This window comes from Pseudomonas sp. NPDC088414 (assembly GCF_044753325.1).
Classification (GTDB): domain Bacteria; phylum Pseudomonadota; class Gammaproteobacteria; order Pseudomonadales; family Pseudomonadaceae; genus Aquipseudomonas.
This window is the reverse complement of sequence record NZ_JBIVMY010000029.1, coordinates 1-25,952: the sequence shown is the minus strand read 5'-3', so window position 1 is coordinate 25,952 and position 25,952 is coordinate 1. Positions and strand designations below refer to the sequence as shown.

The window sequence follows — 25,952 nt, the reverse complement described above, 5'->3', positions numbered from 1 at the left end:
AGAGCAGGGTGGAAATGGCTGTAGGCAAATTCCTGGCTAGTCGGCAGAAAAAAACAGCGGCGCCGCCTGAAACGTCGCCGCTGTCTCTTCTTAATTGCTGACGCTGACGCCGTAGAAGGAGTTCAGGCCGAATGGGCTGATCTTGAAGTCCTGCACGTTGGCGCGCATGGGTTGATACACCGTCGAGTGAGCGATAGGTGTCATTGGGACTGCATCTTTGAGGACGTGTTGCGCCTGTTTGTACAGTTCGGTGCGCTTGGCCTGGTCGGTAGTGCGCTTGGCTTCTTTAACGAGACCGTCGAACTTCTTGTCGCACCACTTGGAGAAGTTGTTGCCGCTGAGCGAGTCGCAGCCGAACAGCACGTTCAGCCAGTTGTCCGGGTCACCATTGTCACCGCTCCAGCCAATGATCATGGCCTGGTTCTCGCCACCTTTGGAGCGCTTGATGTACTCGCCCCACTCGTAGCTGGTGATCTTCACGTTCAGGCCGATCTTCTTCCAGTCGGACTGGAGCATTTCAGCCATCAGCTTGGCGTTCGGGTTGTACGGACGCTGCACCGGCATCGCCCACAGCACGATCTCGGTACCTTCCTTGACGCCAGCTTCCTTGAGCAGCTGTTTGGCTTTCTCAGGATCGTACTTGGCGTCCTTGATGGTGGTGTCGTAGGACCACTGGGTCGGCGGCATGGCGTTGACGGCCAGCTGGCCGGCGCCCTGGTAAACCGAATCGATGATCTGCGGCTTGTTCACCGCCATGTCCAGCGCCTGACGTACGCGCAGGTCAGCCAGCGGGTTAGCCTCGTTGCTGCCCTTGACCTTGTCCATCACGTTGTAGGCGATGTAGCCGAGGTTGAAACCGGCCTGGTCAGGCATCTTCAGGGTCTTGTCGGCTTTCAGTGCCGCCAGATCCGCCGGACGCGGGAACAGGGTGACCTGGCACTCGTTCTTCTTCAGCTTCTGGATACGTACCGACGGGTCGGTGGTGATGGCGAAGATCAGGTTGTCGATCTTCACGTCGTCCGGCTTCCAGTAATCCTTGTTGCCGGTGTAACGGATGTTCGAGTCTTTCTGGTAGCTCTTGAACACGAACGGGCCAGTGCCGATCGGCTTCTGGTTGATGTCGGCAGCCTTGCCTTCCTTGAGCAACTGGGCAGCGTACTCGGCGGACTGGATCGAGGCGAAGCTCATGGCCATGTTCTGGATGAACGCGGCGTCGACTTCTTTCAATGTGAACTTGACGGTGTGGTCGTCGACTTTATCGATTTTGGTGATGTTGGTGTCCATCCCCATGTCGGTGAAGTACGGGAATTCGGTCGGGTACGCCTTACGGAACGGGTCATCCTTGTTAATCATGCGATTGAAGGTGAACAGCACGTCGTCGGCGTTGAACTCACGAGTCGGCTTGAAATACGGGGTGGTGTGGAACTTGACGCCTTCGCGCAGGTGGAAGGTGTAAGTCAGGCCGTCCGGGGAAATGTCCCAACTGGTGGCCAGGCCCGGGATAACGGCGGTGCCGCCACGCTCGAACTGGCTCAGACGGTTGAACATGGTTTCGGCTGAGGCGTCGAAGTCGGTTCCGGTGGTGTACTGGCCTGGATCAAAACCGGCCGGGCTCCCTTCGGAGCAGAACACCAGGTTAGTCGCAGCGGATGCGAAAGGTGCGGAGGCTAACAAGCCTGCGCCGACTAAAAACGGAATGACCGCGTGTTTAAGCATGTTGGCCTCATGATTTGTTGTCATTTTTTAATATTGAGGTACGACCTCGTGAGTCGTGCCTGCGGATACTTATGCAGGGGCCATACCCAATGCAAGATCCAGAGTGTGAGCGGGCGTTAAACGGTGGCACGAACGTACCTTAATGTCGCATTTGTATAAGAGTTGACGCATTTGACCGTTTGCGGCCGTTTTTTACGGTGCAAACCAAGCCCCAAAACGGTGCGCTGGTCATGTTGTGCGCGCCGCCTTGGGGCTTGGTGTTACTTATTTATACCCACGCCGTAGAAGGGCGTCAGGCCAAACGGACTGATCTTGAAGTCGGTCACTTCCTTGCGCAGCGGCTGGAACACGGTCGAGTTGGCAATCGGGGTGATCGGCACTTGCTGTTTAAGGATCAGTTGCGCCTGTTGATACAGTTTTACCCGTTGCGCCTTGTCGGTGGTCACCTTGGCCTGCTGCACCAGTTTGTCGTAGGCCGGGTCGCACCACTTGGCGTAGTTGCTGCCCTTGACCGCCGCACAGCTGTAGAGCACGCCGAGCCAGTTGTCCGGATCACCGTTGTCACCTGTCCAACCATAGATCATCGCGTCGTGTTCGCCATTTTTTGCGCGCTTGATGTATTCGCCCCACTCGTAGCTGACGATGTTGGCCTTGATCCCGATCTTGTCCCAATCCTGCTGGATCATCTGCGCCGACATCCGCGCGTTCGGGTTGGACGCACGCTGCACGGTCATTGCCCACAGATTGATGGTGGTACCCGGTGCCACCCCGGCTTCCTTGAGTAGCGCCTTGGCTTTCACCGGGTCGTACGGAGCGTCCTTGATGTTCGGGTCATACGACCATTGCGCCGGCGGCAAGGCGTTCTGCGCCAGTTGGCCGGCACTCTGGTAGACGGCTTTGATGATCGCCGGTTTGTCGATGGCCATGTCCAGTGCCTGACGGACCTTGAGCTGATCCAGTGGCGGGTGAGTGGTGTTGTAGGCGAGGAAGCCGAGGTTGAATCCGGCCTGTTTGAGCACGCGCAGGTTCGGGTCTTGTTCCATCACTTCGATGTCGGCCGGGCGCGGGTAGCCGCTGACCTGGCATTCGCCGGCCTTGAGTTTTTGCAGGCGTACGGCGGCGTCCGGGGTAATCGAGAAGATCAGGTTGTCGATCTTCACGTCTTCGGGTTTCCAGTAGGCCGGGTTGGCGGCGTAGCGGATCTGCGAGTCTTTCTGGTAGCGCTTGAACACGAACGGGCCGGTGCCCACCGGTTTCTGGTTGAGGTCGGCGGCTTTGCCTTCCTTTAATAGCCGGGCGGCGTATTCGGCCGATTGCACCGAGGCGAAGCTCATGGCGAGGTTTTGCACGAACGCGGCGTCGACGTTGTTGAGGTTGAAGCGCACGGTGTTGGCGTCGATTTTTTCTAGCGATTTGATGGTGGTGTTCAAGCCCATGTCGGTGAAGTACGGGGACTCGGCGGGGTAGGCCTTGCGGAAGGCGTTGTCCGGGTCGAGCAGGCGCTGGAAGGTGAACAGGACGTCGTCGGCGTTGAAGTCGCGGGTTGGGGTGAAGTATTCCGTGGTGTGGAATTTTACCCCTTGGCGCAGGTGGAAGGTGTATTGGAGGCCGTCGTTGGAGACGTCCCATTTGGTTGCCAGGCCGGGTTCGATGTCGGTGCCGCCGCGCTGGAATTGGGTGAGGCGGTTGAAGACGGTTTCGGCGGAGGCGTCGAAGTCGGTGCCGCTGGTGTATTGGCTGGGGTCGAAGCCTGCGGGGCTGGCTTCGGAGCAGTAGACCAGGGTGGTGGCTGCGTTGGTGATCGGGGCTATGGCTGTCAGTGCGAGGGTGATTAGTAGTGGTTTCAGGGTGAATCTTTCCATGGAGTCCCCGGGATTTTTGAGGTGGTTGTTTTTTCAGGTTAGCGGGGATTTGGGTGTGTTCGGAAATATCGTTTTTCCTGTTGGGGTGTCTATCTCGGTATATGTGGCGGCTTTTGTCGGGTACATATCCGTTGCTGCGGTAACGGCTGCTTAAGGTTTCGCCCTTACGGCGACTCACTTTTTTTACAAACGCCTAAAAAAAGTAAGCAAAAAAACGCTTGCTCCTGCGTTCGGCCCGCTCGCTAAAGCTCGGGGTCCCTTCGCTGCGGGATCGATCCGGGGGCAGCGCCTACGGTTTGCTTCGCTGCACCTCCTCTCGCTGTGTTTGGCTTCGCCAAACGGTCGCTGCGCTCCCACCCCCGGATCAATCCCTCCACTCAGCCTTCCGACGTCGCCCGTGGATCAAGATCAAAAGCGGTACTCGAGCTTGCGCTCATTGTGTTGAGTGGGGCGGCTGCGCCGCATGGGGCATACACAAATCAAAACTGTGGAAGCTGGCTTGCCAGCGATGGCGGCCTGACAGCCGACCACTCTCCAACTGACCACACCCATTCCAACTGTAGGAGTGAGCCTGCTCGCGAAGAGGGCCGCCGGGTCACCCACTAACCTTGGCCTGTTTAAAGTCGTTTCAAATAACCAGAACCTTCCCACAAGGTTTTCAGGTTGTCCCTCGGACGTCAGCTCTCTAGCCTTGAACTGTCGCTGAAGATTCAGCGATCGGGCGTGAGAACCCGGCAGTTCATAGTCATTCAGTGCCCATACCCGCATAATTGCCGCCAGCCTATACGCTGTATGCAATTACGTTATGGCGGCTCTGTGCGGGCAGACTTTTGTCTGGCCGGGTGCCTATGACCGGTTTCTCACCCCGCACACAGCTGCCACCTCTTCGTCGTGTGAGAAACGGCTTGAGGTGGCCTAACGTCATAGGTGAAATGCATGTCCAAACCTGTCCCAGATCCACCGCTCGAATCCACAACCCCAATCGCCGAAGCCCTCCACGCCGAAGACCTCGCAAAAAACCGCGAAGCGATCAAACGCGCCCTCGATTTCTACCTCAGCCCCGAAGCCACAAAACCGCGTCCACCCAGTTCGATGTTCCTCGTCCATCCGGGCATCGACACGGAAAGTCTGCTGGCCCACGCTTGTGAATCCCTGGCGTCGGCCAACACCATGGCCAGTGATTTCGCCGATCAGCTCAGTCGCCCGCAGCGCAACACGGCGCTGGCGATTCAGCAGATCATCATGCTCGCTGAGCTGGCGGTGAATCGGGCGCTGGATCGGGTTGATCCGCAGGCTTGAGACCGCGTCATCGTTCATCGCTGGCAAGCCAGCTCCCACAGGTTTTTGCCGACTTTGAAATTGGCGCATGACTTTGTGGGAGCTTGGCTTGCCAGCGATGACGGCAGATCAAACAACACAAAATCGGGGCACAAAAAAACCGGCGATCATTCACTGATCGCCGGCTTTTCATTCAGCCCACATCAACTCACTGCATCAGCACTTCAATCGAGCCATCCGCCGTCAGGCTGACCTGGCTGGTGCCGGCTTCAACTTCTGGCGTGACCGGTGCCGAATCCGCCATGCCGGCGGCTTTCATCATCATCGGGGCGCGCATGTACGGTTGTGGGTAGCCGTTGCTGTTGAGGTTCAGGTTGACGATTTTGTAGCCCTTGCCGCCCAAGGCATCGGTGGCCAGTTGCGCGCGGGCCTTGAAGGCGCTGACGGCTTCTTTCAACAGTTTGTCTTCGCTGGCCTTGCGGGTCGGCTCGGCGATGGCGAAGTCCATGCCGCCCATTTTCAGGTCGGTCAGCAGTTCGCCGGTGAGTTTGGACAGGGCGGCGAAGTCGGCGCTTTCCAGGCGCAGTTCGGCGCGTTCACGCCAGCCGGTGATTTTCTGGCCTTTGGTGTCGTAGATCGGGTAGCTGTTGCGGCTGCCCTGGCGCAGGGTGATGTCTTTGACTTGCTTGGCCTGGGCCAGTGCCTTGTTCATGGTGGTGCTGACGTCGGCGGCGAGTTTGGCCGGGTCGGTGTTTTGCGCTTCGGTGTAGAGCGTCACGATCATCAGGTCGCGGGCCACTTCCTGGCTGACTTCGGCGCGCAGGGAAATCTGGTTGTAGTGCAGCTCATCGGCGGCCAGCGCCGGAAGGCTGGCGATGCTGCCGACGGTCAGGGCGAGAAGGGCGGCGCTGCGGCGAAAGGTGTGCATGAAGGCTCCTTGAATAATGCGCAGGTGTTGGTTCGTCCCTGCGTGAAACCATCAGACTCTAGCTTCTGCGATCCGGTTCGCCCAGTTACAACTTCTATACAGATGCGCCCGGCTCACCGCCGATCCTGAGTCGAGTGCGCTCTTGTGGCGAGGGAGCTTGCTCCCGCTGGACTGCGAAGCAGTCCCAAACCCGGCAACCGTGATCTGCCAGGAATACCGGAGATACCGGATTTACGACTGCTTCGCAGCCGAGCGGGAGCAAGCTCCCTCGCCACAGTTGATCTCGGGCAGCCATGCGGGGTAGACCAATTTTCCGGCAACGCCATGTGGTCATTTGCCGCACTTTCGCCTCTCAAAGGCGCGGCTTGGTTATACTCCGTGCGATCCGCCTGGAGCGCTCATCAGGAGAGCTCATGCTCGCCCCCGTACAACTGACTTCCGCCACTCGCCAGAACCTCTGGCGGCTGACCTTCATTCGCACCCTGGTGCTCGCCGCGCAGGCCGGTTCCGTCGGCCTGGCCTACTGGCTGCAACTGCTGCCGTTGCCGTGGGTGCAACTGGCGATGACCCTTGGCTGCTCGATTCTGCTGTGTGTGTTCACTGCCGTGCGCCTGCGTACTTCATGGCCGGTGACTGAACTCGAATACGCCCTGCAGCTGGCCTGCGATCTGGTGATCCACAGTGCGTTGCTGTATTTCTCCGGCGGTTCGACCAACCCGTTCGTTTCCTATTATCTGGTGCCGCTGACCATCGCGGCGGTGACGCTGCCGTGGCGTTATTCGGTGATTCTGTCGGGTATCGCGCTGGCGCTGTACACCGTGATGCTCACGCGTTTCTATCCGTTGGAAACTCTGCCGGTGGCCCGCGAGAACCTGCAGATCTACGGCATGTGGCTGAGCTTCGCGCTGGCCGCTGCGGTGATCACGTTTTTCGCTGCGCGCATGGCGGAAGAGCTGCGTCGTCAGGAAGAATTGCGCGCGATTCGTCGCGAAGAAGGCCTGCGTGATCAGCAATTGCTCGCCGTCGCCACCCAGGCGGCCGGCGCCGCGCATGAGCTCGGCACACCGCTGGCGACCATGAGTGTGTTGCTCAAGGAGATGCAGCAGGATCATCCCGACCCGATGCTGCAGGACGATCTGAAGGTGCTGCAGGATCAGGTCAAACTGTGCAAAGAAACCCTGCAGCAACTGGTACGCGCCGCTGAAGCCAACCGTCGTATGGCCGTGGAGATGCAGGACGTCACCCAATGGCTCGACGAAGCGCTGAACCGCTGGCACCTGATGCGTCCGGAAGCCAGTTACCGTTTCCAGCGTCTCGGCCAGGGCACAGTCCCGCGCATGGCGCCGCCACCGGATCTGACCCAGGCGCTGCTCAATCTGTTGAACAATGCCGCCGACGCCTGCCCGGAAAATCTCCAGGTGACACTGGACTGGGATGCGGAAACCGTGACCATCAGCATTCGTGACCACGGCGCCCGAGGAGACCAACATGAGTGACGAAATCCAAGTCGAAGGCGAAGAACTGCCGCATTTGCTGCTGGTCGACGACGACGCGACCTTCACCCGAGTGATGGCCCGTGCCATGGCCCGCCGTGGCTTTCGCGTCAGCACCGCAGGTTCGGCCGAAGAAGGCCTGACCATCGCCCAGGCCGACCTGCCGGACTACGCCGCGCTGGACCTGAAAATGGACGGCGACTCCGGTCTGGTGCTGCTGCCCAAGCTGCTGGAGCTGGATCCGGAGATGCGCGTGGTGATCCTCACCGGTTATTCGAGCATTGCCACCGCGGTCGAAGCGATCAAGCGCGGCGCCTGCAACTACCTGTGCAAACCGGCCGACGCCGACGACGTACTGGCCGCGCTGCTCTCCGAGCACGCCGACCTCGACAGTCTGGTGCCGGAAAACCCGATGTCGGTCGACCGCCTGCAGTGGGAGCACATCCAGCGCGTGCTCACCGAGCACGAAGGCAACATTTCCGCCACTGCCCGCGCCCTGGGCATGCACCGCCGCACCCTGCAGCGCAAACTGCAGAAGCGCCCGGTTCGTCGTTGAAAGGTTTTCTGGGCAAATGAGCGAGACTGAATGAAACAGGCGCTACCCTGCATTCGGGTCGCGCCTTGGGTTCAATCTACAACCATGAAGTGCGTTGGTGGCGATGTGTAATGCCCTTCGCCCAGAGTTCCGTTGCATTGTGCGTAGAGTTTCTTTCCTACCCATTGTTTCAAGATAGCTTTTGATACTGGGAGAATGACCTTGTTCTGATTACCGACTTGTCGGTTGATTTCAGATTGGGTGCCGTCATAACCGATCCAGGCAACATCGATAATAGCCTCACGGTTATCGGACCAGAATATGAATGTAGCCCCCGAATCACTCAGCTCACTGATAGACAGTTCGCCCTTCCTGATCGAATCGCTGGTTGGAGCATTAAGCGGGTTGTCTTCTTTGTTCATGACCAATTCCTTTCGTTGTCAGAGGGGTAATCTGCTCTCCTGATTCACAGCGAATTCCTTGCAGGAGGCCAGCCCAGTTGATCAGCGTGAATCGCCCCCCACTACTGTCAACTCTGACAGTCCCGATGAACGGTACGTGCGCTCGCTGCGATACTGAAACCCCCATCAATCTGAACAATCCCTGAATGAGCCAGTCCCACTCTGGCGATAAAACGAACCGATCATCTATGATCGGTGCGTATCTGTTCTTTTCTTTATCGAGCCTTTTTCATGAATCAGAACGCTGAATATTCCGCGGTCAACGATGCTGTGCGCGGGCAGTTTTTTCGCAAGGTGTGGGCGATCATCACGCCTTACTGGCGCAGTGAAGAGAAGGGCAAGGCCTGGACGCTGCTGATTGCGGTAATCGCACTCTCGCTGCTGAGCGTGGGTATCTCGGTGTGGTTCAACACCTGGTACAAGGATTTCTACAACGCGCTGCAGAAGAAAGATGAAGCGGCGTTCTGGCGCTTGATTCTGTATTTTTGCGGCATTGCGGCCGTGGCGATTATCGGTGCCGTGTACCGGCTGTATCTGACCCAGATGCTGACGATTCGCTGGCGGGCCTGGCTCACCGAAAAGCATTTCTCCCGTTGGCTCGCCGACAAGAATTACTACCAGCTGGAGCAGGGTGGTTACACCGATAACCCGGACCAGCGGATCTCCGAAGACCTCAACAACTTCACCTCCAATACCCTTGAGCTGGGGATTGGTCTGCTGCGCAATATCGTCAGTCTGGTGTCGTTCTCGATCATTCTGTGGGGCGTGTCGGGCAGCATCGAAGTCTATGGCATCACCATCCCCGGCTACATGTTCTGGTGCGTGCTGGTCTACGCCGTGGTGGGCAGTTGGCTGACGCATTTGATCGGTCGTCGCCTGATCGGCTTGAACAACCAACAACAACGCTTCGAAGCCGACCTGCGTTTTTCCATGGTGCGGATTCGCGAGAATGCCGAAAGCATTGCGTTGTACAACGGCGAGCCGAACGAGAACCGCCGTTTGAGCGGGCGCTTCGGCAATGTCTGGCACAACTTCTGGGACATCATGAAAGTGTCCAAGCGTCTGACATTCTTCACTGCCGGTTACAGCCAGGCGGCCATCATCTTCCCGTTTATCGTGGCCTCGCCGCGTTACCTCGCCGGCAAGATCGAACTGGGCGAACTGATGCAAATCAGCTCGGCATTCGGCAACGTCCAGGAGAGCTTCAGCTGGTTCATCAGCGCCTATCAGAGTCTCGCATCCTGGCGCGCCACCTGTGATCGTCTGTTGAGTTTCCGTCAGGCCATGACCGATAACGAACAGCGCACCCCGGCCATCGATGTGCAGAATCAGGGCAGCGAACTCAAAGTGCACAACCTCGGTCTGGATCTGGCCGATGGTCGCCACCTGCTGACCAATGCCGACATGACCGTGGAGCCGGGCGACCGGGTGATGCTCAGCGGCCGCTCCGGCAGCGGCAAATCCACGTTGTTGCGGGCGATGGGGCATTTGTGGCCGGCGGGCCACGGCAATATTCGCCTGCCGGCGGCGCGTTATCTGTTTTTGCCGCAGAAGCCGTATCTGCCGATCGGCACCCTGCGCGAGGCGTTGAGTTATCCACAACCGGGCGATACCTACGCGCCGGAGCGCTACGCCGAGGTGCTGGAAACTTGCCGTCTGCCGCATCTGGTTGCGCGTCTGGACGAAGCCAATCACTGGCAGCGCATGCTCTCGCCGGGTGAGCAGCAACGCCTGGCCTTCGCCCGCGCCATGCTTTACGCGCCGCAATGGCTGTACATGGACGAAGCGACGTCGGCGATGGATGAAGAGGATGAGGCGACGCTGTATCAGGCGCTGATCGATCAATTGCCGGGGCTGAGCATCGTCAGCGTCGGCCACCGCAGCAGCCTGAAACGCTTCCATCCACGGCACGTGCGGATCGACAGCGGGCATCTGGTGGAACAGGCCGTGACCGCCTGACCCCCTCTGTAGGAGCTGCCGCAGGCTGCGATCTTTTGATGTTGTTTTTGAAGATCAAAAGATCGCAGCCTGCGGCAGCTCCTACAGGGGAGGTTTGTGACGAGTGATCGTACAACCCGCCTGCGCTATGATGCGAACCAAGCCGAATTTTCGAGACCAGACGTTGACCATGGAAAACCCGATCGACACCCCACGCCTCCCGCGCAAGCGCCGCAGCCTGGCCCAGGAGCTGGTGACGGTGCTGACCGAACAGATCCGCGACGGTCTGCTCAAGCGCGGCGACAAGTTGCCCACCGAGTCGGCGATCATGCAGGAGCATGGCGTCAGCCGCACCGTGGTGCGCGAGGCAATCTCCCGGTTGCAGGCCGCCGGCCAGGTGGAAACCCGCCACGGCATCGGCACCTTTGTACTCGACACACCGAGCCCCAGCGGTTTTCGCATCGACCCGGCGACGGTCGTCACCCTGCGTGATGTGCTGGCGATTCTCGAATTGCGCATCAGCCTGGAAGTGGAGTCCGCCGGCCTTGCCGCGCAGCGCCGCAGCCCCGAACAACTGGCGACCATGCGCGCCGCCCTCGATGCACTGAACGACAGCGTGGCCCACGCCAGCGATGCGGTGGCCTCGGACTTCGCCTTCCACCTGGAAATCGCCCTGTCCACCGGCAACCGCTACTTCACCGACATCATGACCCACCTGGGCACCAGCATCATTCCGCGTACGCGGCTGAATTCGGCGCGCCTGGCCCATGACGATCAGCAGCACTACATGAATCGACTGAGCCGTGAGCACGAAGAGATTTATGACGCAATTGCCCGCCAGGATTCCGATGCGGCGCGGGCGGCCATGCGCCTGCATTTGACCAACAGCCGCGAAAGACTGCGCCAGGCTCATGAAGAGGCACAGGCGCAGGGGTGAGGTTGAATCAGCGTTTAAGCTCGATTGACAGTGGCATTGAAAGCTTTTGGTCGCCCGCACTTTCGAGGGAGTACTGCAATGCGGCATCTGATTCAGCACTGAGCATTTTTTCAAACGTCGTTTTCGGGATTGGCAATACAATCGGCTTTCCGATGGTGATAGCAGTCAATACGATCTTTGTTTCCCATTCCAAGAAGCCGCCCGAGTTACTCACTGTCAGTTTGATCGCGTCCCCAGGGACTGCGTCTGGAAGCACGGGCACTTCCCCATGGGCGGGATCAATCAGGTTATGAACGTAGAGCACCCCATTGATCGCCTCTTTAAGCAAAGGGGCCGGCAGCATTGTTACAGCGAAGCTTTTGTTTTTCATGTTCAAGATCCTTTTGGTCGTCCAAGCCGATATCGGCACGACCTGATTAAGGTCTTGATCACGAAATCAAAGCACCTGTAAGAAATACCAGTCTCGACGAACGGTAAACCGCTAATTCATGCAACGACACAGCGCTATCGGGAGCATGCCCGCGAAGGGGCCGGTGAGTTCAGCGCGGCAATATCGAGCGGTCCACCCTCACTGCCAGTTGCGCTTTCCCCGGAGTGGCAGCAAACGCCACCAAACCGTCCTCATCCACAACCCCCCACGCAATCGGCTTGCCATCCGCCAGCAACTCCAGTGGCGCACCTTGCAGAGACTGCCCCGACGCCAGTTCCAGTTTCACTTTGATCGTCATGCTCATTCTCCTTGATTGACGTTGCCCGTCGGGTGGTAGTCCTTGAGCAGCAAGTAGGTGCTCCAGCCCCACCAGTCATCGATGGTGGCGGTGTCGTTGAGGTTGTTCACGTCTTTGCGTCGCAGCACCTTGCCGCCCTCGACGCGGAATAGCGGCGCGAAATTGCTGGAAAGGTTCAGCACCGCCGTCAGATCCGGAAGGCGTTGCAGCGCGGCAAACGTCGAAGGGGCGGGCACGTTGCCGCTGAGGTAGGCAGCGAAGACTTCGTCCGCCGAGGCCTGCACCGCCAGATTGACCTGGGTGCGGTTGTCCGCGTCGCTGGCGTCGAAGTAGCGTTTGTCGCCGTAGGCGCGCCATTGATCGCCATGGGCGTTGCGCACCTTGAGGCCAAATTTGCTGTCCTCGTCATGCATGAAACGGGTCACCAGAGAGCCAAGATCGCTCGGCGTGACCACCGCCGCCATCTCTTTGCGCGGTACCCGCAGGTGGCCGGCAGAGAACAGGTCGGTGAGGAAGTGGTCGGCAAATGCGTTCATCGCGTAGGCCCGTTCCAGTTGTTGCTCATCGTGAGTGGCGCGGGCCGCGACGGCGGTTTGCAGGGCGGCGGTGTGCCCGGCGATGTAGGCCAGTCTGGCCCATTCGCCGAAGTGGTCGGCGTTGTTCGCCGCCAGTTTCAGATAACGCCCGAGCGGGAACAGCGCCGAGACAAAACTGCCGCCACCAGTGATCTTGTTCCACTCTTCGGACAACGTATCTCCTAGCGCGTCGTAGGCTTCGTGCGGTGCTTTGCCGTCCTTGATCGCCTGTTTAACCGCGTCGACCTCTTTTTGCATGACCGCGAGAATCTGCGTGGCCTCGGCGCGGGAGGCCGGGAGCACGGCGAGGGAGTCGAATGCGGTGCTGAAGCGGTTCAGGCGATCGGCCGGGGTCGCACCTTCGTTGATCGGTCGATCGACGACACCGTAGAAATCGCCGGCCAGCGCCACGACCTGGCCGTAGGTCAGGGCGAGGCCGTTAGGCAAATGCAACGGCACGTTTTGCGCGCGAATCGGCTCGGCATTTTCCGCCAGGCGCAGCAGGGTGTTATCACCGATGGCCGTGTGTTCAGCGCCTTCGAAGCGCAGTGGCGGTCGAATTTTCAAGGCGTTGCCGGGGAGGGCGGTGGCCGGTTCGAGATCGTTGTGGGCGTCGACAATATGCAGCAGCAGATGCGGATTGTCGGCGTTGAAGTGGATGCCATTGATCGTGAAAAGATCATCGAACCGGGCGATGACCGGTTTGGGGCGTTCCTGTGGTTTTGCATGCAGTCTGGACATTTCTTTCTCCTTGATATGTCTTCGGTCAATTTATTTTAGCTGTATGAATATACAGTCAAATCGAGCCTAGACCAGATATTTCCTACGTCAAGAAACAATCCTGTCCGACAAAACGCTCCGGGCGACGATGAAATGCAGTTGACGGTTATCTTTTAAGTTGTACGATGACCTACAACTTCAGCGCTGGCTGAACCATAAAATTCACAAAAAAATGTTGCTACCCTGGGTGTTCGAAAAATGAATCCACAAGAACTGAAGTCCATCCTCTCCGCCGGTCTGCTGTCGTTCCCGGTGACCGATTTCAACGCCCAGGGCGACTTCCATCGCGCCGGCTACATCAAGCGTCTGGAATGGCTGGCCCCGTACGGTGCGTCGGCACTGTTCGCAGCGGGCGGCACCGGTGAATTCTTCTCCCTGGCCGCCAGCGAATATTCGGAAATCATCAAGACGGCGGTCGATACCTGCGCCAGCAGCGTGCCGATCCTGGCCGGTGTCGGCGGCTCGACCCGTCAGGCCATCGAATACGCACAGGAAGCCGAGCGTCTGGGCGCCAAAGGCCTGCTGCTGCTGCCGCACTACCTGACCGAAGCCAGCCAGGACGGCGTTGCCGCCCACGTTGAAGCGGTGTGTAAATCGGTGAACATCGGCGTGGTGGTCTACAACCGCAACGTCTGCCGCTTGAACGCAGCACTGCTGGAACGTCTGGCCGAACGCTGCCCGAACCTGATCGGCTACAAGGACGGTCTGGGCGATATCGAGCTGATGGTGTCGATCCGTCGCCGCCTCGGTGATCGCTTCAGCTACCTCGGCGGCCTGCCGACCGCAGAAGTCTACGCCGCTGCCTACAAGGCCCTCGGCGTGCCGGTCTACTCGTCGGCGGTGTTCAACTTCATCCCGAAAACCGCGATGGACTTCTACCACGCGATCGCCCGCGACGATCACGCTACCGTCGGCAAAATCATCGACGACTTTTTCCTGCCGTACCTCGAAATCCGCAACCGCAAGGCCGGTTACGCCGTGAGCATCGTCAAAGCCGGGGCCAAGATTGCCGGCTATGACGCAGGCCCGGTGCGCGCACCGCTGACCGACCTGACCGGCGAAGAATTCGAAATGCTCGCCGCGCTGATCGACAAGCAAGGCGCGCAATAACACCGACCCACAAGGCCGCTGAGCAATCAGCGGCTTTTGCGTAGAGAGGAGAATTTCTGTGGCTGATTCCAAGCGTTACGACAATTACATCAACGGTGAATGGGTTGCCGGTGCCGACTACTCGGCGAACATCAACCCGTCCGAGTTGAGCGACACCATCGGCGACTACGCCAAGGCTGACCTGACTCAGGTTAACGCCGCCATCGATGCGGCCCGCGCGGCGTTCCCAGCCTGGTCGGTGTCGGGCATTCAGGCCCGTCACGATGCGCTGGATAAAGTCGGCACGGAAATCCTCGCCCGTCGCGAAGAACTCGGCACCCTGCTGGCCCGGGAAGAGGGCAAGACCCTGCCCGAAGCCATTGGCGAAGTGACCCGCGCCGGCAACATCTTCAAGTTCTTCGCCGGTGAATGCCTGCGTCTGTCCGGCGACTACGTGCCGTCGGTGCGCCCGGGCGTCAACGTCGAAGTGACTCGCGAAGCCCTCGGTGTGGTCGGCCTGATCACCCCGTGGAACTTCCCGATTGCGATTCCGGCCTGGAAGATCGCTCCGGCGTTGGCCTACGGCAACTGCGTGGTGCTCAAACCTGCCGATCTGGTGCCGGGCTGTGCCTGGGCGCTGGCAGAAATCATCTCCCGAGCAGGCTTCCCGGCCGGCGTGTTCAACCTGGTGATGGGCAGCGGTCGGGTGGTCGGCGAAGCGCTGGTCAACAGTCCGAAAGTCGACGGCATCAGCTTCACCGGTTCGGTCGGCGTGGGCCGGCAGATCGCCGTCAACTGCGTGTCGCGCCAGGCCAAGGTGCAGCTGGAAATGGGCGGCAAGAACCCGCAGATCATTCTCGACGACGCCGACCTCAAACAAGCGGTCGAGTTGTCGGTGCAGAGCGCTTTCTATTCCACCGGCCAGCGTTGCACGGCGTCGAGCCGCCTGATCGTCACCGCCGGGATACACGACCAGTTCGTCGAGGCCATGGCCGAGCGCATGCAGTCGATCAAGGTTGGTCACGCGCTGAAATCCGGCACCGACATCGGCCCGGTGGTTTCCCAGGCGCAGCTGGAGCAGGACCTGAAATACATCGACATCGGTCAGAGCGAAGGTGCACGTGTGGTCAGCGGCGGTGGTCTGGTGACCTGCGACACCGAAGGCTACTTCCTCGCGCCGACGCTGTTTGCCGACAGCGAAGCGTCGATGCGCATCAGCCGTGAAGAGATCTTCGGCCCGGTGGCCAACGTCGTTCGCGTGGCCGATTACGAGGCGGCGCTGGCGATGGCCAACGACACCGAGTTCGGCCTGTCGGCCGGTATCGCCACCACGTCGCTGAAGTACGCCAACCACTTCAAGCGCCATTCGCAAGCCGGGATGGTGATGGTCAATCTGCCGACCGCCGGTGTCGATTACCACGTTCCGTTCGGTGGCCGTAAGGGTTCATCCTATGGCTCACGTGAGCAAGGCCGCTATGCACAAGAGTTCTACACCGTGGTGAAAACCGCCTACATCGGTTCCTGATACACGCAATACCTGTGGGAGCTGGCATGCCAGCGATGCGGACGACGCGATATGCCCTCGTACCGCGGTGATGCCATCGCTGGCAAGCCAGCTCCCACAAAAGCAACACCAAAGAAGATTCACCCGCGCATAAAAATAATCAGTGGGAGTACATCTACATGCAATCGTCCAAGCCGACTCACGTCCGCTATTTGATCCTGCTCATGCTGTTTCTGGTGACCACGATCAACTACGCCGACCGCGCGACCATCGCCATCGCCGGTTCCAGCCTGCAAAAAGACCTCGGCATCGACGCGGTCACCCTCGGTTATATCTTCTCCGCTTTCGGTTGGGCCTACGTCGCCGGGCAGATTCCCGGTGGCTGGCTGCTCGATCGTTTCGGTTCGAAAAAAGTCTACGCCCTGAGCATTTTCTGCTGGTCGCTGTTCACCGTGCTGCAAGGCTTTGTCGGTGAATTCGGCATGTCCACGGCGATCGTTGCGCTGTTCATGCTGCGCTTTCTGGTGGGGCTGGCCGAGGCGCCGTCGTTCCCCGGTAACGCACGGATTGTCGCTGCCTGGTTCCCGACCGCTGAGCGCGGTACCGCCTCGGCGATCTTCAACTCGGCGCAATACTTTGCCACCGTGCTGTTCGCGCCGCTGATGGGCTGGATCGTCTACACCTTCGGCTGGGAACACGTGTTTATCGTCATGGGCGTGTTCGGCATCGTGTTCTCGGGGATCTGGCTCAAGGTTATCCACAGCCCACGCCAACATCCGCTGGCCAACGAAGCCGAAGTGCAGTTCATCGCCGACAACGGCGGCATGGTCGACATGGACGTCAAGCAAGGCAAAAAAACTGACGGGCCGAAGTGGGATTACATCCGCCAGTTGCTGACCAACCGCATGATGCTCGGCGTGTATCTGGGCCAGTACTGCATCAACGGCATCACCTATTTCTTCCTGACCTGGTTCCCGGTGTACCTGGTGCAGGAGCGCGGCATGACCATTCTCAAGGCCGGTTTCATCGCCTCGTTGCCGGCGATCTGCGGCTTCATTGGTGGCGTGCTGGGCGGGGTGATTTCCGATTACCTGCTGCGCAAGGGCCATTCGCTGACCTTCGCCCGCAAGGCACCGATCATCGCCGGTCTGCTGGTGTCGAGCAGCATCGTCGCTTGCAACTATGTTGACGTGGAATGGATGGTGGTTGGCTTCATGGCCCTGGCGTTCTTCGGCAAAGGTGTCGGCGCGCTGGGCTGGGCGGTGGTGTCCGACACCTCGCCGAAACAGATCGCCGGTTTGAGTGGTGGCCTGTTCAACACCTTCGGCAACATCGCTTCGATTACCACGCCGATCGTGATTGGCTACATCATCAGCTCCACCGGTTCGTTCAAATGGGCGCTGGTGTTCGTCGGTGCCAACGCACTGGTCGCGGTGTTCAGCTACCTGGTGATCGTCGGCCCGATCAAACGTGTGGTGCTCAAAGAGCCGCCAACCAATGGTGGTTCTGAAATCACCGGCAAATTGTCTCAAGCGCATTCCTGAGGAGCGGCGTCATGCAGTTGATTGAACATTCCGACTCGCCGCGCTACATCCGCCTGCACGAGCGGGACAACGTAGTGATTGTGGTCAACGACCAGGGCGTACCGGCCGGCACCGAGTTTCCGGACGGTCTGGTGACCGTGGATTTTGTGCCGCAGAGCCACAAGGTCACCCTCGAGGACATTCCCGAGGGCGGCCAGGTGATTCGCTACGGCCAGACCATCGGCTACGCGTTGCAGCCGATCCCGCGTGGCAGCTGGGTCAAGGAAGATCAACTGCGCATGCCGACCGCGCCGCCGCTGGACAGCCTGCCGCTGTCCACCGAGGTGCCTGCCGCACAGACCCCGCTGGAAGGTTTCACCTTTGAGGGTTATCGCAACGCCGACGGCACCGTCGGTACGCGCAATATCCTCGGGATCACCACCACCGTGCAGTGCGTCACCGGCGTGCTCGATCACGCGGTGAAACGCATCAAGGACGAGTTGCTGCCGAAGTATCCGCACGTCGATGACGTGGTGGCGTTGACCCACAGTTACGGCTGCGGCGTGGCGATCACCGCCACCGATGCCTACATCCCGATCCGCACCGTGCGCAACCTGGCGCGCAACCCGAACCTGGGTGGCGAAGCGCTGGTGATCAGTCTGGGCTGCGAGAAATTGCAGGCCGGGCAGGTGATGCACGAGGACGATGCCTCGGTCGACTTGAGCGAGCCCTGGCTGTATCGCCTGCAGGATTCCAGTCACGGCTTCACCGAGATGATCGAGCAGATTATGGCGCTGGCCGAGACCCGTTTGAAGAAGCTCGATCAGCGCCGCCGCGAAACCGTGCCGGCCTCCGAGCTGATCCTCGGCATGCAGTGCGGCGGTAGCGATGCGTTCTCCGGAATCACCGCCAACCCGGCGCTGGGTTACGCCTCGGACCTGCTGCTGCGCGCCGGGGCGACGGTGATGTTTTCCGAAGTCACCGAAGTGCGCGATGCAATCTACCTGCTGACCTCTCGTGCCGAGACCAAGACCGTGGCGCAGGAACTGGTGCGCGAGATGGACTGGTACGACCGTTATCTGGCCAAGGGTGAGGCGGATCGCAGCGCCAACACCACGCCGGGCAACAAGAAGGGCGGGTTGTCGAACATTGTCGAGAAGTCGCTGGGTTCGATCGTCAAATCCGGCAGCAGCGCGATCAACGGTGTGCTCGGCCCGGGCGAGCGTTTCAAGCGCAAGGGGCTGATCTTCTGCGCGACACCGGCCAGTGATTTTGTCTGCGGCACGCTGCAACTGGCGGCGGGGATGAACCTGCATGTGTTCACCACCGGACGGGGTACGCCGTACGGGTTGGCGATGGCGCCGGTGGTGAAGGTTTCGACGCGTACGGAATTGGCGCAGCGCTGGCCGGACCTGATCGACATCGATGCCGGACGAATCGCCACCGGGCGCGCGTCCATCGAGGAGTTGGGCTGGGAGTTGTTCCACTACTACCTGGATGTTGCCAGCGGCAAGCAGCAGACCTGGGCGGAGAAGCACAAGCTGCATAACGACATCACGTTGTTCAATCCGGCGCCGATTACCTGATGGTTTGTGGGGCAAAAGCTACCCTCACCCCAACCCTCTCCCGGAGGGAGAGGGGGCCGATCCGGGAATATTTTAGTAATACACCGACCTGAAAATGCTTTGCCGAATCCACAGTCGACTCGGTATTGCAGGTCGATGTATGACGCACCACACCTCAGTCAGCCCCCTCTCCCGGAGGGAGAGAGGGGCCGATCCGGGAATATTTTAGTAATACACCGACCTGAAAATGCTTTGCCGAATCCATAGTCGACTCGGTATTGCAGGTCGATGTATGACGCACCACACCTCAGTCAGTCCCCTCTCCCTCCGGGAGAGGGTTAGGGTGAGGGGCTTTTCAAGCTTTTGGCTTATCATTAAGCCCTGACGACGCTCACTCAAAGGCTCCCCCCGGCATGCTGGCAATCTTCCTCGAAACCCTGAACATCACCGCGCCGGTGTTCGCCATGCTGTTCCTCGGGGTGTTGCTCAAGCGCATCGACTGGATCAACGACAACTTTATCCACACCGCCTCCTCGCTGGTGTTCAACGTCAGCATGCCGGCGCTGCTGTTTCTAGGGATCCTGCATGCGGACCTGCACGCCGCGCTGCAACCGGCGCTGCTGATCTATTTTGCGGTTGCGACGCTGGTGAGTTTTGCCCTGGCCTGGGGCTGGGCGATTTTTCGTTGCCCCCGAGAGGATCGCGGCATCTACACCCAGGGCGCGTTTCGCGGCAACAACGGGGTGATCGGCTTGGCGCTGGCGGCGAGCATGTACGGCGACTACGGGATTTCCCTCGGGGCGATTCTCGCGGCGTTGGTGATCCTGTTCTACAACACCCTGTCGACCATCGTGCTCGCGGTGTACAGCCCGGTGATCAAGTCCGATCCGTGGAGCATCTGCAAAAGCGTGTTCAGCAATCCGTTGATCATCAGCGTGATTGCGGCGGCGCCGTTTGCCTGGTTCAAGATCAGCCTGCCGGGCTGGCTGGAAACCTCCGGCCAGTATCTGGCGCAAACCACGTTGCCGCTGGCGCTGATCTGCATTGGTGGCACGCTGTCACTGGCCGCGCTGCGCAAGAGCGGCAGCATGGCGCTGAGTTCGAGTCTGGTGAAGATGATCGGCCTGCCGGTGCTGGCGACACTGGGGGCGTGGCTTTGGGGCTTTCGTGGCGCGGAGCTGGGGATTCTGTTTCTGTACTTCGGTAGCCCGACGGCGGCGGCCAGTTTCGTCATGGCCCGGGCGGCGCAGGGCAATCATGAGCTGGCAGCGGCGATCATTGTGCTGACCACGCTGATGGCGGCGGTGACCACCAATATCGGGATCTTTCTGTTGCAGTGGGGTGGGTGGATCTGAAGGGCAAGATCAAAAGATCGCAGCCTGCGGCAGCTCCTACATTGGGATGCGTTCTCCTGTAGGAGCTGCCGCAGGCTGCGATCTTTCAGCTTTTCTGGTAACTGTCGATCACTTCCTGCGCCGCACGAAACGCATCAATCGCCGCCGGCACCCCGGCGTACACCGCGCAATGCAGCAGCGCCTCACGAATCTCCTCGACCGTGCAGCCATTGTTCAGCGCACCACGCACGTGGCCTTTCAACTCCTGCGGGCACTTCAACGCGGTCAGCGCGGCAAGGGTGATCAGGCTGCGGGTTTTCAGCGGCAGACCTTCGCGATTCCACACCCCGCCCCAGGCGTGTTCATTGACGAAGTCCTGCAACGGCTGAGTGAATTCGGTGGCGTTGCCCAGCGCGCGATCAACGAACGCATCGCCCATTACCTGACGGCGGATTTCAACCCCGGTTTTCTGCGAATCGGTCATGGCACATCCCTCTTGTGGTGTTGGCGGCGCCAGGCGCGTACGGACGTGAACAACAGAAACGCCAGCAGCGTCGGCAGCACGTAGAACAGCATCAGTTTTTCCAGTTTGCCGGCCAGCGGCATGCCGGTGGTGAACGACACCACGTGCAGTCCGTAAGCCGCGTACAAACCGAGCAACAGCAGACCCTCGGCGCGGGTCACACGGTAGCCGGAATAGAACACCGGCAGGCACAACGCGGCGACGCCAAGCATCACCGGCAAATCGAAATCCAGTGCGTTGGGCGAGACCGACAACGGCGTCGGCGCAATCAACGCAGTGACCCCGAGCACCCCGAGCAGGTTGAACAGGTTGGCACCAATCACGTTGCCCACGGCAATATCGCGTTGTCCGCGCAATGCGGCGATCAGCGAGGTGGCGAGTTCCGGCAGCGAGGTGCCGACCGCGACCACGGTCAGGCCGATCACCCGTTCGGAGAAGCCCAGATCGGTCGCCACCGCCACCGCTGCGCCGAGCAGTAAATGCCCGGCGAACACCAACAGCGCGAGGCCGACAACGATCATCAGCAGACTGCTGAACCACGGTGCCTGCGGGGCTTGCGGCAATTCCGAATGCGGGCGCGCCGAGTGCCGCGACTGGCGCAGCAGCAGGCCCAGATACAACGCCAGTGCCGCGAGTAGCAGTACGCCGTCGAAGCGGCTGATCTGTTCATTCCAGGCGAGGACGAACACCAGCAGGCTAGCGCCGATCATCAGCGGAATGTCCAGACGCACCAGTTGCCGCGAGACCCTCAACGGAATGATCAGCGCCGACAGGCCGAGGGTCACGAGGATGTTGAAGATGCTGCTGCCGATCACACTGCCGACGGCGATGTCGGGGTTGCGCGCCAGGGTCGCTTGCAGGCTGACCGCCATTTGCGGGGCGCTGCTGCCGAGGGCGACGATGGTCAGGCCGATGATCAGCGGGCGCACATGCAGGCGCGCCGCCAGACGCACGGCGGCGCGCACCATCAGTTCGGCGCCGAGGATCAGCAGGATCAGGCCGCTGAGTAGCTCGATCACATTGATCAGCGGTAAGTCGGCTAGAGCAAAAATGGTCAGCGCTCCATCAGTCGTCGAGGGCCTGTATGCGCACGCGCGCCGTGCCGCTGCCGAGCATGCCGAGGCGTTCGGCAGCCTCGTGCGAGACATCGATCAAGCGGCCACGGGTGTGCGGCCCGCGATCGTTGATGCGCACAACGCAGGATCTGTCGTTTTTCAGGTTGGTGACCTTCACCCGTGTACCGAATGGCAATTGGCGGTGGGCGGCGGTCAGGGAATGCTGGTTGAACGCTTCGCCGCTGGCGGTGCGTTTACCGTGGTGCTTGGCACCGTAATAGGAGGCGACGCCGGTCTGGTCGTAACCGTGCGGGTCGATGATGTCGTTGCTGGCGCAACCGGCGAGCAAGGAGAGCAGGGCGCAGGCGCCGAGCAGGCGTTTCATTCGAAAGCTCCCAGAATAATTGTGGCGAGGGAGCTTGCTCCCGCTCGGCCGCGAAGCGGTCGCAAAACCAGCAACCGCATTCTTTCTGAAAAAGTGCGGATGCCGACTTGGGTCTGCTGCGCAGACCAGCGGGAGCAAGCTCCCTCGCCACAGGGGATCAGAGCCAGTAACAAATGCTGGCTCCATTTGCATCAGCCTTCGAGCTTGCTTTTCAGCAGTTCGTTCACTTGCTGCGGGTTGGCTTTGCCTTTCGAAGCCTTCATGGCCTGACCGACGAAGAAGCCGAACATCTTGCCGCGTTTGGCTTCGTCTGCCGCGCGGTATTGCTCGACCTGCTCGGCGTTGGCCGCGAGCATTTCGTCCAGTACTGCGGAGATCGCGCCAGTGTCGGTCACTTGCTTGAGACCGCGCTTGTCGATGATCTCGTCCGCCGTGCCTTCGCCGTTGGCCATCGCTTCGAACACCACTTTGGCGATCTTGCCGGAGATGGTGTTGTCTTTGATGCGCTGCAACATGCCGCCCAACAGTTCAGCAGAAACCGGCGAGTCCTCGATGTCCAGGCCTTGCTTGTTGAGCAGGCTGCCCAACTCGACCATCACCCAGTTCGCCGCCAGTTTGGCGTCGCCACCGATGGCTGCGACTTTCTCGAAGTAGTCCGCTTGCTCACGGCTGGTGGCCAGCACGTTGGCGTCGTACGCCGACAGACCGAACTGGCTCTGGAAGCGCTCGCGTTTCTGCGGTGGCAGTTCCGGCAGGGTGGCGCGCACCTCACCGAGGAACGACTCTTCGATGACCACCGGCAGCAGGTCCGGATCGGGGAAGTAACGGTAGTCGTTGGCTTCCTCTTTGGAGCGCATCGGACGGGTCTCGTCCTTATTCGGATCGTACAGGCGGGTCTGCTGGATCACTTTGCCGCCGTCTTCGATCAGCTCGATCTGCCGCTGGATCTCGGAGTTGATCGCCTTCTCGATGAAACGGAACGAGTTGACGTTCTTGATCTCGCAGCGGGTGCCGAACTCGACCTGGCCTTTCGGGCGTACCGATACGTTGCAGTCGCAACGCAGCGAACCTTCGGCCATGTTGCCGTCGCATATGCCCAAGTAACGCACGAGCGCGTGGATCGCCTTGACGTAAGCCACGGCTTCCTTGGCGCTGCGCATGTCCGGCTCGGAAACGATTTCCAGCAGCGGCGTGCCGGCACGGTTCAGGTCGATGCCGGTGGCACCGTTGAATTCTTCGTGCAGGCTCTTGCCGGCGTCTTCTTCCAGGTGCGCGCGGGTGATGCCGACACGTTTGACGGTGCCGTCTTCCAAGGCGATGTCCAGGTGGCCCTTGCCGACAATCGGCAATTCCATCTGGCTGATCTGGTAGCCCTTCGGCAGATCCGGGTAGAAGTAGTTTTTACGGGCGAACACGTTGTGCTGACCGATCTCGGCGTCAATCGCCAGACCGAACATCACCGCCATGCGCACCGCTTCCTGGTTCAGTACCGGCAATACGCCGGGCATGCCCAGGTCGATCAGGCTGGCCTGGGTGTTCGGCTCGGAGCCGAACTGGGTGGAACTACCGGAAAAGATTTTCGACCGGGTAGTGAGCTGAGTGTGAATCTCCAGCCCGATCACGACTTCCCATTGCATGTGTGTCTCCTAGCCTTTTGCTGGGGATTTTGAAACGTCGCGAGCGAAGGTAAGGCAAGGCGAAAACTGGCGAGTAAGCGGAGTTGACTGTAGTCAATGAGCATTACGAGCCAGTTTTCAACGCAGCATTACCGAGCGCAGCAGTTTCAAAACCCCTGCGGGGTGCGGGTGTGCCAGTCAGTGTTCAACTGATACTGGTGGGCAACGTTCAACAGGCGACCTTCCTGGAAATACGGCGCGAGCAACTGCACGCCAACCGGCAGACCGTCGACAAAACCTGCCGGCATCGACAGGCCCGGCAGGCCCGCGAGGTTGGCGGTGATGGTGTAGACGTCTTCCAGATAGGCGGCGACCGGGTCGCTGTTCTTGGCGCCGAGCTTCCAGGCCGGGTTTGGCGTGGTCGGGCCGAGGATGATGTCGACTTCATTAAAGGCCGCCATGAAGTCGTTCTTCACCAGACGGCGGATCTTCTGCGCTTTCAGGTAGTAGGCATCGTAGTAACCGGCGGACAGCGCGTAGGCGCCGACCATGATCCGGCGCTGCACTTCAGGGCCGAAGCCTTCGCCACGGGAGCGCTTGTACAGGTCGATCAGGTTTTCCGGGTTCTCGCAGCGATGGCCGAAGCGCACGCCGTCGAAACGCGACAGGTTCGAGGAGGCCTCTGCCGGGGCGATCACGTAGTACGCCGGAATCGCGTGCTGCATGTTCGGCAGGCTGATTTCCTTGATCACGGCACCGAGCTTCTGCAGCTCTTTGATGCTGTTCTGGATCAGCTCGGCGATGCGCGGGTCGAGACCGGCGCTGAAGTATTCCTTCGGCACGCCGATGCGCAGGCCCTGCAGCGAATCGCCAAGGCTGGCGGAGTAATCCGGAACCGGCTCATCGATGCTGGTGGAATCGTTCTGATCGAACCCGGCCATACCTTGCAACAAAATTGCGCAGTCTTCGGCAGTGCGCGCCAGAGGGCCGCCCTGATCGAGGCTGGAGGCGTACGCGATCATGCCCCAGCGCGACACACGACCGTAGGTCGGTTTCAGGCCGGTGAGGTTGGTGAATGCAGCGGGCTGACGAATCGAACCACCGGTGTCGGTGGCCGTGGCCGCCGGCAACAGACGCGCGGCAACTGCCGCCGCCGAACCACCGGAGGAGCCGCCCGGCACGTGTTCCAGGTTCCACGGGTTTTTCACCGCGCCGTACCAGCTCGACTCGTTGGCCGAACCCATGGCGAATTCGTCCATGTTGGTCTTGCCCAGGGTTACGGCGCCGGCAGCCGCCAGTTTCGCAACCACTGTGGCATCGTACGGGGCCTTGAAGTTGTCGAGCATCTTCGAACCGCAGCTGGTGCGGATGCCCTGGGTGCAGAACAGGTCCTTGTGGGCGATCGGCGCGCCGAGCAGGGCGCCGCTCTCACCGTTGGCCCGGCGCGCGTCGGCGGCTTTCGCCTGCTCGAGTGCCAGCTCTTCGGTGAGGCTGATGAAACTGTTGAGCTGCGGATCGAGCTGGGTAATACGCGCCAGCAGGACTTTGGTCAGCTCTTCGGAGGAAAACTTTTTATCGGCGAGACCGCGGGCGATCTCGGCCAGAGTCATTTGATGCATTGCAGGCTCTTTCCCTTTAGTCGATGACTTTCGGAACCAGATACAGGCCGTTTTCGACCGCTGGTGCGATGGACTGATAGGCCTCGCGGTGATTGGTCTCGGTCACGACGTCGGCGCGCAGGCGCTGACTGGCTTCCAGCGGGTGGGCCAAAGGCTCGATACCGTCGGTATCGACGGCCTGCATTTCGTCGACCAGCCCGAGAATGCTGTTGAGGGCGGAAGTAATGTGCGGAAGATCGGCATCATTGAGGCCAAGGCAGGCCAGATGTGCGATTTTTTCCACGTCGGAGCGTTCTAGCGCCATCGGGATTCTCCAGTGGAAAACAGAACGGACGGCGTCCGTGTGTTAGATTGTCGGAACACTACCGCACTTCTACGGTCATAAGGCCGCGATTGTGGGGCTTGGTGCACAGAAAAGCGGCCAATTTAACATATTGGCGCCTTGCCCAAAATCCCTGTCGTTGTTAGAGTTTGCCGCACTTTTTTACCCACGCGTTGACTAGTTTCA

22 protein-coding genes and 1 pseudogene are annotated in these 25,952 nt (G+C 60.1%); 10 read left to right on the top strand and 13 right to left on the bottom strand.

The features are described 5' to 3' along the window. Positions 1–90: 90 nt before the first annotated feature. Together ACIP8I_RS21125 and ACIP8I_RS21120 are read right to left on the bottom strand one after the other, a co-directional pair. On the bottom strand, positions 91–1,716 hold the full coding sequence (locus ACIP8I_RS21125) for an ABC transporter substrate-binding protein (RefSeq protein WP_007966695.1): 1,626 nt from the start codon (positions 1,714–1,716) through the stop codon (positions 91–93). Between the two features lie 260 nt (positions 1,717–1,976). After that, a complete protein-coding gene (locus ACIP8I_RS21120) occupies positions 1,977–3,578 on the bottom strand; it encodes an ABC transporter substrate-binding protein (RefSeq protein WP_400763631.1) in 1,602 nt (533 codons plus the stop codon). A 936-nt stretch (positions 3,579–4,514) separates the two neighbouring features. Here ACIP8I_RS21120 and ACIP8I_RS21115 point away from each other — a divergent pair. Further along, positions 4,515–4,877, top strand: coding sequence for a DUF6124 family protein (locus tag ACIP8I_RS21115; RefSeq protein ID WP_367083089.1), 363 nt, complete (start codon positions 4,515–4,517; stop codon positions 4,875–4,877). A 187-nt stretch (positions 4,878–5,064) separates the two neighbouring features. Here ACIP8I_RS21115 and ACIP8I_RS21110 read toward each other — a convergent pair whose 3' ends face one another. Next, complete coding sequence (locus ACIP8I_RS21110; RefSeq protein WP_027610819.1) at positions 5,065–5,784, bottom strand: SIMPL domain-containing protein; 720 nt, start codon at positions 5,782–5,784, stop codon at positions 5,065–5,067. A 413-nt stretch (positions 5,785–6,197) separates the two neighbouring features. Here ACIP8I_RS21110 and ACIP8I_RS21105 point away from each other — a divergent pair. After that, positions 6,198–7,259, top strand: a pseudogene (locus ACIP8I_RS21105) (histidine kinase dimerization/phospho-acceptor domain-containing protein); the annotation flags it as partial. A 13-nt stretch (positions 7,260–7,272) separates the two neighbouring features. Next, positions 7,273–7,833 carry a response regulator transcription factor gene (locus ACIP8I_RS21100; protein ID WP_003221630.1) on the top strand — a complete coding sequence of 187 codons (561 nt, stop codon included), beginning with the start codon at positions 7,273–7,275 and terminating at the stop codon, positions 7,831–7,833. Positions 7,834–7,904: 71 nt separating this feature from the next. Here the strand turns inward: ACIP8I_RS21100 and ACIP8I_RS21095 are convergent, their stop codons facing one another. Continuing rightward, positions 7,905–8,234 (bottom strand): hypothetical protein, encoded by a 330-nt coding sequence (locus ACIP8I_RS21095; RefSeq protein WP_400763627.1) that lies wholly within the window; start codon positions 8,232–8,234, stop codon positions 7,905–7,907. A 270-nt stretch (positions 8,235–8,504) separates the two neighbouring features. Here ACIP8I_RS21095 and ACIP8I_RS21090 point away from each other — a divergent pair, with 270 nt between their 5' ends. Together ACIP8I_RS21090 and ACIP8I_RS21085 are read left to right on the top strand one after the other, a co-directional pair. After that, positions 8,505–10,232 carry an ABC transporter ATP-binding protein/permease gene (locus tag ACIP8I_RS21090; RefSeq protein WP_400763624.1) on the top strand — a complete coding sequence of 576 codons (1,728 nt, stop codon included), beginning with the start codon at positions 8,505–8,507 and terminating at the stop codon, positions 10,230–10,232. A gap of 169 nt (positions 10,233–10,401) precedes the next feature. Then, entirely contained in the window at positions 10,402–11,148 is a 747-nt protein-coding gene (locus ACIP8I_RS21085; RefSeq protein WP_177325602.1) for a FadR/GntR family transcriptional regulator, read from the top strand. Positions 11,149–11,155: 7 nt separating this feature from the next. On the opposite strand, the gene ACIP8I_RS21080 is transcribed toward ACIP8I_RS21085, so the two are convergent. The 3 genes from ACIP8I_RS21080 to ACIP8I_RS21070 form a co-directional block, all read right to left on the bottom strand. Further along, complete coding sequence (locus ACIP8I_RS21080; protein WP_400763622.1) at positions 11,156–11,518, bottom strand: hypothetical protein; 363 nt, start codon at positions 11,516–11,518, stop codon at positions 11,156–11,158. Between the two features lie 169 nt (positions 11,519–11,687). After that, on the bottom strand, positions 11,688–11,876 hold the full coding sequence (locus tag ACIP8I_RS21075; protein WP_400763619.1) for a hypothetical protein: 189 nt from the start codon (positions 11,874–11,876) through the stop codon (positions 11,688–11,690). Positions 11,877–11,878: 2 nt separating this feature from the next. Then, positions 11,879–13,192, bottom strand: a complete 1,314-nt coding sequence (locus ACIP8I_RS21070; RefSeq protein ID WP_400763616.1) for a phospholipase — start codon at positions 13,190–13,192, stop codon at positions 11,879–11,881. Between the two features lie 237 nt (positions 13,193–13,429). Here ACIP8I_RS21070 and kdgD point away from each other — a divergent pair, with 237 nt between their 5' ends. From kdgD to ACIP8I_RS21045, 5 genes are all read left to right on the top strand, one after another. Further along, a complete protein-coding gene (gene kdgD / locus ACIP8I_RS21065) occupies positions 13,430–14,341 on the top strand; it encodes a 5-dehydro-4-deoxyglucarate dehydratase (protein ID WP_400763613.1) in 912 nt (303 codons plus the stop codon). A gap of 58 nt (positions 14,342–14,399) precedes the next feature. Then, positions 14,400–15,845: an aldehyde dehydrogenase family protein gene (locus ACIP8I_RS21060; protein ID WP_400763610.1), complete on the top strand. Its 1,446-nt coding sequence runs from the start codon at positions 14,400–14,402 to the stop codon at positions 15,843–15,845. 158 nt (positions 15,846–16,003) lie between these two features. Then, complete coding sequence (locus ACIP8I_RS21055; protein WP_367083099.1) at positions 16,004–17,368, top strand: MFS transporter; 1,365 nt, start codon at positions 16,004–16,006, stop codon at positions 17,366–17,368. Positions 17,369–17,379: 11 nt separating this feature from the next. Beyond that, positions 17,380–18,933: a galactarate dehydratase gene (gene garD / locus ACIP8I_RS21050; protein WP_400763607.1), complete on the top strand. Its 1,554-nt coding sequence runs from the start codon at positions 17,380–17,382 to the stop codon at positions 18,931–18,933. Positions 18,934–19,325: 392 nt separating this feature from the next. Further along, positions 19,326–20,267 (top strand): AEC family transporter, encoded by a 942-nt coding sequence (locus tag ACIP8I_RS21045; protein ID WP_400763604.1) that lies wholly within the window; start codon positions 19,326–19,328, stop codon positions 20,265–20,267. Positions 20,268–20,352: 85 nt separating this feature from the next. On the opposite strand, the gene ACIP8I_RS21040 is transcribed toward ACIP8I_RS21045, so the two are convergent. From ACIP8I_RS21040 to gatC, 6 genes are all read right to left on the bottom strand, one after another. Then, a complete protein-coding gene (locus ACIP8I_RS21040; RefSeq protein ID WP_367083103.1) occupies positions 20,353–20,730 on the bottom strand; it encodes a carboxymuconolactone decarboxylase family protein in 378 nt (125 codons plus the stop codon). Continuing rightward, entirely contained in the window at positions 20,727–21,788 is a 1,062-nt protein-coding gene (locus ACIP8I_RS21035; RefSeq protein ID WP_400763600.1) for a calcium/sodium antiporter, read from the bottom strand. Before ACIP8I_RS21035 ends, ACIP8I_RS21040 begins: the two co-directional genes overlap by 4 nt. 46 nt (positions 21,789–21,834) lie before the next feature. Continuing rightward, positions 21,835–22,209, bottom strand: coding sequence for a septal ring lytic transglycosylase RlpA family protein (locus ACIP8I_RS21030; protein WP_400763597.1), 375 nt, complete (start codon positions 22,207–22,209; stop codon positions 21,835–21,837). A gap of 191 nt (positions 22,210–22,400) precedes the next feature. Continuing rightward, on the bottom strand, positions 22,401–23,846 hold the full coding sequence (gene gatB / locus ACIP8I_RS21025) for an Asp-tRNA(Asn)/Glu-tRNA(Gln) amidotransferase subunit GatB (RefSeq protein ID WP_103521629.1): 1,446 nt from the start codon (positions 23,844–23,846) through the stop codon (positions 22,401–22,403). Between the two features lie 146 nt (positions 23,847–23,992). Continuing rightward, the gene (gatA, locus tag ACIP8I_RS21020) at positions 23,993–25,444 is read right to left on the bottom strand and encodes an Asp-tRNA(Asn)/Glu-tRNA(Gln) amidotransferase subunit GatA (protein WP_400763594.1); all 1,452 of its coding nucleotides are present in this window, start codon (positions 25,442–25,444) and stop codon (positions 23,993–23,995) included. Positions 25,445–25,460: 16 nt separating this feature from the next. Continuing rightward, positions 25,461–25,748, bottom strand: a complete 288-nt coding sequence (gatC, locus tag ACIP8I_RS21015; protein WP_003221657.1) for an Asp-tRNA(Asn)/Glu-tRNA(Gln) amidotransferase subunit GatC — start codon at positions 25,746–25,748, stop codon at positions 25,461–25,463. Positions 25,749–25,952 lie beyond the last annotated feature (204 nt).